Annotated in this window: 5 protein-coding genes; all 5 read right to left on the bottom strand. The window is 72.4% G+C overall.

Going from position 1 to position 6,080, the window contains the following annotated elements:
• Positions 1-151 (bottom strand): double zinc ribbon domain-containing protein (locus AB1578_21500; protein MEW6490473.1); only part of this gene is annotated, 151 nt, incomplete at its 3' end.
• Positions 152-231: 80 nt separating this feature from the next.
• Positions 232-1,773, bottom strand: coding sequence for a 2,3-bisphosphoglycerate-independent phosphoglycerate mutase (gpmI, locus tag AB1578_21495; protein MEW6490472.1), 1,542 nt, complete (start codon positions 1,771-1,773; stop codon positions 232-234).
• 15 nt (positions 1,774-1,788) lie between these two features.
• Positions 1,789-3,108, bottom strand: a complete 1,320-nt coding sequence (locus AB1578_21490) for a tetratricopeptide repeat protein (GenBank protein MEW6490471.1) — start codon at positions 3,106-3,108, stop codon at positions 1,789-1,791.
• 200 nt (positions 3,109-3,308) lie between these two features.
• Positions 3,309-5,243: a selenocysteine-specific translation elongation factor gene (gene selB, locus AB1578_21485; protein MEW6490470.1), complete on the bottom strand. Its 1,935-nt coding sequence runs from the start codon at positions 5,241-5,243 to the stop codon at positions 3,309-3,311.
• 130 nt (positions 5,244-5,373) lie between these two features.
• On the bottom strand, positions 5,374-6,080 hold a 707-nt coding region (locus AB1578_21480), incomplete at its 5' end, for a DMT family transporter (protein MEW6490469.1).

Here is a 6,080-nt window from a genome sequence, read left to right as displayed (position 1 = left end):
GGGAGGGGCCCGCGCCCGGGTAGGGGACGGCGCAAGAGGGGCAGAAGGGCTCCGCCAGGGGCTGCATGCGGCTGCGGCACCGCCCGCAGAAGGGCGCGGCGGGTGCCCCTTCGGCCTCCCGAACTCGGCACAGGGGACAAAGCGGAGGCAGCAGGACGTAAAAGAGCGCCCGCAGCGGCGCCCGGCACCACCGGGACGCCCGGCTCCCTGAATCGGTCGGCGGGCCGCCCTTCAGTCGAGCAGGAGGCTCCGGCCGGTCATCTCCCGAGGCTGGGCAATCCCCATGAGGTGCAGCAGGGTCGGGGCCACGTCCGCCAGGATCCCCCCGGAGCGGAGCCGCGCCCCGCGGCGCTCCTCGTCCACGAGGAGGAAGGGCACCGGGTTGGTGGTATGGGCGGTGTGGACCTGGGAGGTCGCGGGATCCCACATCTGCTCCGCGTTGCCGTGGTCGGCCGTCACGGCGGCAACGTACCCCCATGCCCCCAGGGCGTCCACCACGTCTCCCACGCACGCGTCCACCGTCTCGACGGCCCGCACGGCGGCCGCCAGAACCCCCGTGTGGCCCACCATGTCCAGGTTGGCGAAGTTAACCACGATCAGGTCGTGAAGACCCCGGCGGATCTCCTCCACCAGCCGGTCCCGCACCCCGAACGCGCTCATCTCCGGCTTCTGGTCGTAGGTGGCCACGTCCCGCGGGCTGGGGATGAGCACGCGCTCCTCTCCGGGGAAGGGCTCCTCGGAGCCGCCGTTGAAGAAGAAGGTGACGTGGGCGTATTTCTCGGTCTCGGCGATGCGCAGCTGGCGCAGGCCGGCCCCGGCTACCACCTCCCCGAGGAGGTGGGTCAGGCGCTCCGGGGGAAAGGCGATGGGGAGCCCGAAGGTCTCGTCGTACTCGGTAAAGGTGACGTAGGAGGCCAGGGCCGGGCGCCAAGAGGCGTCGAAGGCGGCGAAGCCGGGCTGGGTAAACGCCCGGGTGAGCTCCCGGGCGCGGTCTGCCCGAAAGTTGAAGAAGACCACGACATCCCCGTCGCGCACCGGCCCGACGGGCCGCCCCTGCCGGTCCACCACCACCCGGGGCACGACGAACTCGTCGGTCTGGCCTTCTTCGTAGGCCGACCGGATCGCTTCGTCCGCGCAGGCGGCGGCCGTCCCCTCGCCCCGGCACAGGGCGCGAAACGCCTTCTCCACCCGATCCCAGCGGGTATCCCGATCCATGGCGTAGTACCGGCCGGTCACGGTGGCGACCTGGCCAACGCCCGCCCGGGCGAGCACCCTCTCCAGGGCCTCCAGGTACCCGCGGCCGCTCTGGGGCGGGGTATCGCGGCCGTCGAGGAAGGCGTGCACGAAGAGCCGCGCCACTCCACGACGGGCGGCCAGCTCCACCAGGGCCTCCAGGTGCCGCTGGTGGCTGTGTACGCCGCCGTCGGAGACGAGCCCCAGGAGGTGGAGGGCTCCTCCCGTCTCCCGCACCTGCTCACAGGCCCGGTTGAGCACGGGGTTCTCGAAAAAGGAGCCGTCTTCCAACGCGAGGTTGATGCGGGTGTAGTCCTGGTACACGACCCTGCCCGCCCCCAGGTTCAGGTGCCCCACCTCCGAGTTTCCCATCTGGCCCTCGGGCAGCCCTACCGCCAGCCCCCCCGCCCCCAGAGTGGTCCCCGGGTAGGTGCGGGCCAGCGCGCTCAGCCGTGGGGTCCGGGCCTGGCGAACCGCATTGCAGGCGGTCTCTTCCCGGTATCCCCAGCCGTCGAGGACGATGAGGGCGGTGCGGCGCACGGTGCGGGCTCCTCCTTAGGCCGGGGCGGGCAGCGCCGCCGGCGACGGGAGCGCCCCCAGATCGAGCTCCAGGGTGTCCACCCGCCCGCAGGCCGGGCACGCGGCGCTCCACCGGAGCGCGGTCTTGGCACATCCCGAGCAAGTGAAGGCAAGCGGCACGGGCCCCTCGGCGCCGAAGGCCCCCTCCCGAAAGGCGCGGGCCGCCTGGTCGTGGGACCCCAGGCGGTAGAGGGCCTCGCCCCGCAGGAGTCCCTCGGCCCGGGTGGCCTCTTCGGCCCCCCGGCGCCCGTCCTCCAGCACCCGCAGCGCCTCCTGGGAGCGCTCCAGGTCCAGGAGCAGTCGAGCCCGCAAGAGCACCGCCGCCCCCCCCTTCTTGCCGAGCTTGCGGTAGAGTTTGAGCATCTCCTCGGCCTTGCCCCGCTCCAGCAGCACCTCTTCGGCCCGCAGGAGCAGCGCCGCCTGGCCGGTGGCCTCGTACCCCCGCACCCAGGCCCGTACCGCGGCCGCCTCGTCGCCGGCAGCCAGCCACCGTTCTCCCAGAGAGGCGTGGGCGGGGGCGAACCCCTCGTCGTCGGCCACCACCTTCTCGAGCAGGTTGCGGGCCGGACCTTCGGGCAGATTGGCGGCCTGGCGCCACCGCAGCTCGCTCAACGTGCGGCGCTCCGAGGCTCGCGCCTGGCGGGCCTCGGTCCGGGCCACCACCCGCTCCTGCACCCGGGCCGCCTCGGACCAGTTGCCCGCCTCCCGATACAGGTCGCGAAGCCCCAGCAGCGAAGGCCGGTGATCGGGCTCCACGTCGAGCCACCGGCTGAGCGCCGCCACCTGGCCCTCGAAGTCCCCTCGAGCGCGGTACGCCTGGAGAAGCAGGGCCAGGATCTCGGGGTTTCGCGGATCGTCCTCCAGGAGCGCCTTGAGCCGGCGCTCCGCGGGCGGGAGCTTGCCGTCGGCCAGCTCGGCCCGGACCATCTCCAGGGCCACCTGGGCCTCGGGCGACTTCCGGTAGGCCCGGCGCAGGAGCTTGCGGGCCGAAGCCGTGCGCCCCAGCAGAGCGTGGCCGCGGCCCTGGGCCGCAAGACGGCGACCCGCCTCGCGGCGCTCGTCCCCCTTGCGATGCCGCCAGAACTGGAAGGAACGCAGGGCTTCCTTGAAGGCCGTCTGGAACACCGCGAGGCCGAAACCCGCCAGGAAGAAGAGAAAGAGCACCAGGGCCAGGCTCGTGTTGACCCTCGCGCCGGGGTAGAGGCGAAATTCCACCGCCCCCGGGTTCATTGTGAAGACGTACCCGAAGGCCAGGAGCGCCGCAATGAGCGCCAGGGCGGCTCGCTTTCCAGACACGCTTGGCTTCTCCCCCGGCGCCGGCCCACGTCAGCGGGCGCCGATCTCCCGGTTGGATTGGCAGTCGCCGTCCGACGTGGCGCAGGAGAGGACCGGGCCCCTGCTCCCCGATTCTCTCCGCACCGCGCGGTGCCCTCGTCCCTCGGATATCTCCCTCGGAGGCCATTCCCGAATCCCGCGAGCCCCCCGATACATCTCTCTCAGGCCCGGCCCCGGGGCCCGAGCACCCGCACATCGCCCTTGCGCACGGTGACCTTCTGGGAGTCCAGGTACTCCAGGAGCGGCACGGTGTACTTGCGGGTGGTCCCCGTCAGATCCTTTACGTCCGCCACTCCCATCTCGCCCTTCTCCTCCAGGAGAGCCGCCACCCGCCGGGCGAGCTCCTCCAGCCGGCGGGCTTCGAAGTAGAAACCCTCCTTGGTGCGGTGGAGGATCCCCTGCCCCACCAGGTACTCGAAGACCGGGCGCAGGGCCTTGGGGTCCTCCCCGAGAGCGGCGGCGGCATCCTCGAGGGAGGGCGCTTCGTAGCCGCGGCCCGCCAGCAAATCCTGGATCCGCTTGCGTAGCCCTTCGTCGTCTGCGCTCAAGCGCAGGGCGAAGTCGCTGCGCCGCACGAGCTCCCCATCGGCCACCACTTTGCCGGCCTCGGCCATCCGACCCAGGACGAACTCCACCAGCCGCGGGCCGACATAGCGGGGAAACTTGGTACGAAGCTCCTCCACCCCGAGGCCGCGGCGCAGGGGATTGTCCTGGTGGAACCTCGCCAGCACCGCGAGCGCCTTCTCCTCGAGCCCCGCCACCAGGTCGCGGTGGTGGTGGCGCTGGCTCTTGCGGTCGGTGACGAGCGCCACCCCCGACCGCACGGCGGCCTGGAGGAGGTTGCGGGCTTCCTCCAGGGGCACCCCCAGGGCGGCCTGAACCTCCTGGGGGCCCAGGCCCGCCGGCCCCCGCGCCGCAAGGAACACCTCCAGGCGCGCCCCGGGGTCCTCGCCGCCGAGCCGGGAGAGCTGCTCCAGGACCTCCTCACGGCGGCCCTTGTGGCGCCTGGGCCGGTGGTCGAGCACGGCTCCCCCGCCCAGGGTCACGGCGGGCGAAAACTGGCGCAGCACGAACCGGTCGCCGGGGCACGCCACCATGCGGGCCGGGCTGCGCAGCTGCGCATACCCCTCTTCCCCGGGGCGCAGCTCGTCCCGATCGAGCAGCGCCACCACCACCGGCACCTCCTGGGTCCCCGTGTGCAGCCGCAGCCGGTCCCGGTCGCAGAGGGGCCGGACGGCTCCCGGGAGCACCTCGATCCGCACGTCGAGCATGTGGGTCGTCTCCAGGGATCCCACCTGCACGACCGAATCTCCCCGGTTGAGATCCGAGACCTCAAGGCCGCTGAGGTTGAGCGCCGTGCGCTGGCCGGCGGCAGCCCGGTCGACCGTGCGGCCGTGTACCTGCACCCCCCGGACCTTCCCCTTGAGGCCGCTGGGAAGCACCTCCACCTCGTCGTCCTTGCGCACCGAACCGGAGAGCACCGTGCCGGTGACCACCGTGCCGAACCCCCGCATGGTGAACACCCGGTCCACCGGGAGGCGGAAGAGCCCCTTGGCCCCCCGCTGGGGCACGGTCCTCGCCAGGGCATCCACCTGGGCCACCAGCCCGTCGAGCCCCTGGCCGGTGACCGACGAGACCGGAACCACGGGCGCTCCCTCCAGGAAGGAACCCGCCAGGGCCCCGGACACGTCCTCCCGCGCGAGTTCCAGGAGCTCGGCGTCCACCAGGTCGGCCTTGGTGAGGGCCACCAGCCCGCCCTTGACGCGCAGGAGGGAGCAGATGTCCAGGTGCTCCCGGGTCTGGGGCATCACCCCCTCGTCCGCCGCCACCACGAGCATCACCAGATCGATACCGCTCGCACCCGCCACCATGTTCCGTACGAAGCGCTCGTGGCCCGGCACGTCCACGACGGACAGATCGATCCCCGAGGGCAGCGCCAGGTGGGCGAACCCCAGCTCGATGGTGATGCCCCGTTCCTTCTCCTCCTTGAGGCGGTCCGGATCGGTACCCGTGAGCGCCCGCACCAGGGAGGACTTGCCGTGGTCGATGTGCCCCGCGGTACCGAGCACGACGCGCTTCTGGGCCACCGGATCCATGGACGTCCTAACGATTTGATCTCGTTCCGTAAACCGCTCGGGCAGGGCCAGGGATGCTAGCAGACCCCCCCCGGGGGTGCAAGGCCCGCGGGCCGTCCCGAACGGTCGCCCAGGGCCCCGGGGGCGCGGCTCACCGGGAGGCCTCCGGCCCGCTCCGGGCGGCCAGCACGCACCCGGCCAGCACCAACACCGTACCCCACACCTGATACGCCGCGGGCCACTCCCCCAGGGCCGCCGCACCCAGGAGCCCCGCATAGACCGGAAGGGTATTGTAGTAGGCCATCGCCCCCGCGGCGCCAAGCCGGCGCACTCCCTGGTTCCAGGCCAGGAACGCCAGAAAGGACGGACCCAGGCCGATATAGAGAACGGCCAGCACCAGGCTCCCCTCCAGGGCGGGGACTCGAGTCCAACTCTCCCACAGGGCCGGGCCCGCAAGCACGGGCAGGGCGCCCAGCGTGGTCACCGCGGTCACCCACACGGTGGAGCGCCGAGCCAGCAGCGCCTTTCCCAAAAGGGAGTATGCTGCCCACAGGAAGACGGCCGCCAGCACGAGGAGGTCCCCGGGGTTCCAGTGCAGGCTGCGCAGGGTCTCCCAGGACCCCCGGCTCACCACCACTGCCACCCCGACCAGGCTAGCCGCGGCCCCCACCACCTGGCCCCCCCGCAGGGAGTGGGCGCCGAGCAGGCGGGCCAGGAGGATCGTCACCAGGGGACCCGTGGCGTTGACCACCGCGGCGTTCAGGGCCGTGGTGTGGCGCAGCCCCGAGTAGAGCAGCACCTGGAACCCCACGACCCCGCACAGGGTCATGCCGGCCGCCGCGACCCAGTCTCGGGGCG

Source organism: Thermodesulfobacteriota bacterium (assembly GCA_040756475.1).
Lineage (GTDB): Bacteria > Desulfobacterota > Deferrisomatia > Deferrisomatales > JACRMM01 > JBFLZB01.
Note: the sequence above shows the minus strand (reverse complement) of the source record. Positions and strands in the feature narration are given on the sequence as shown.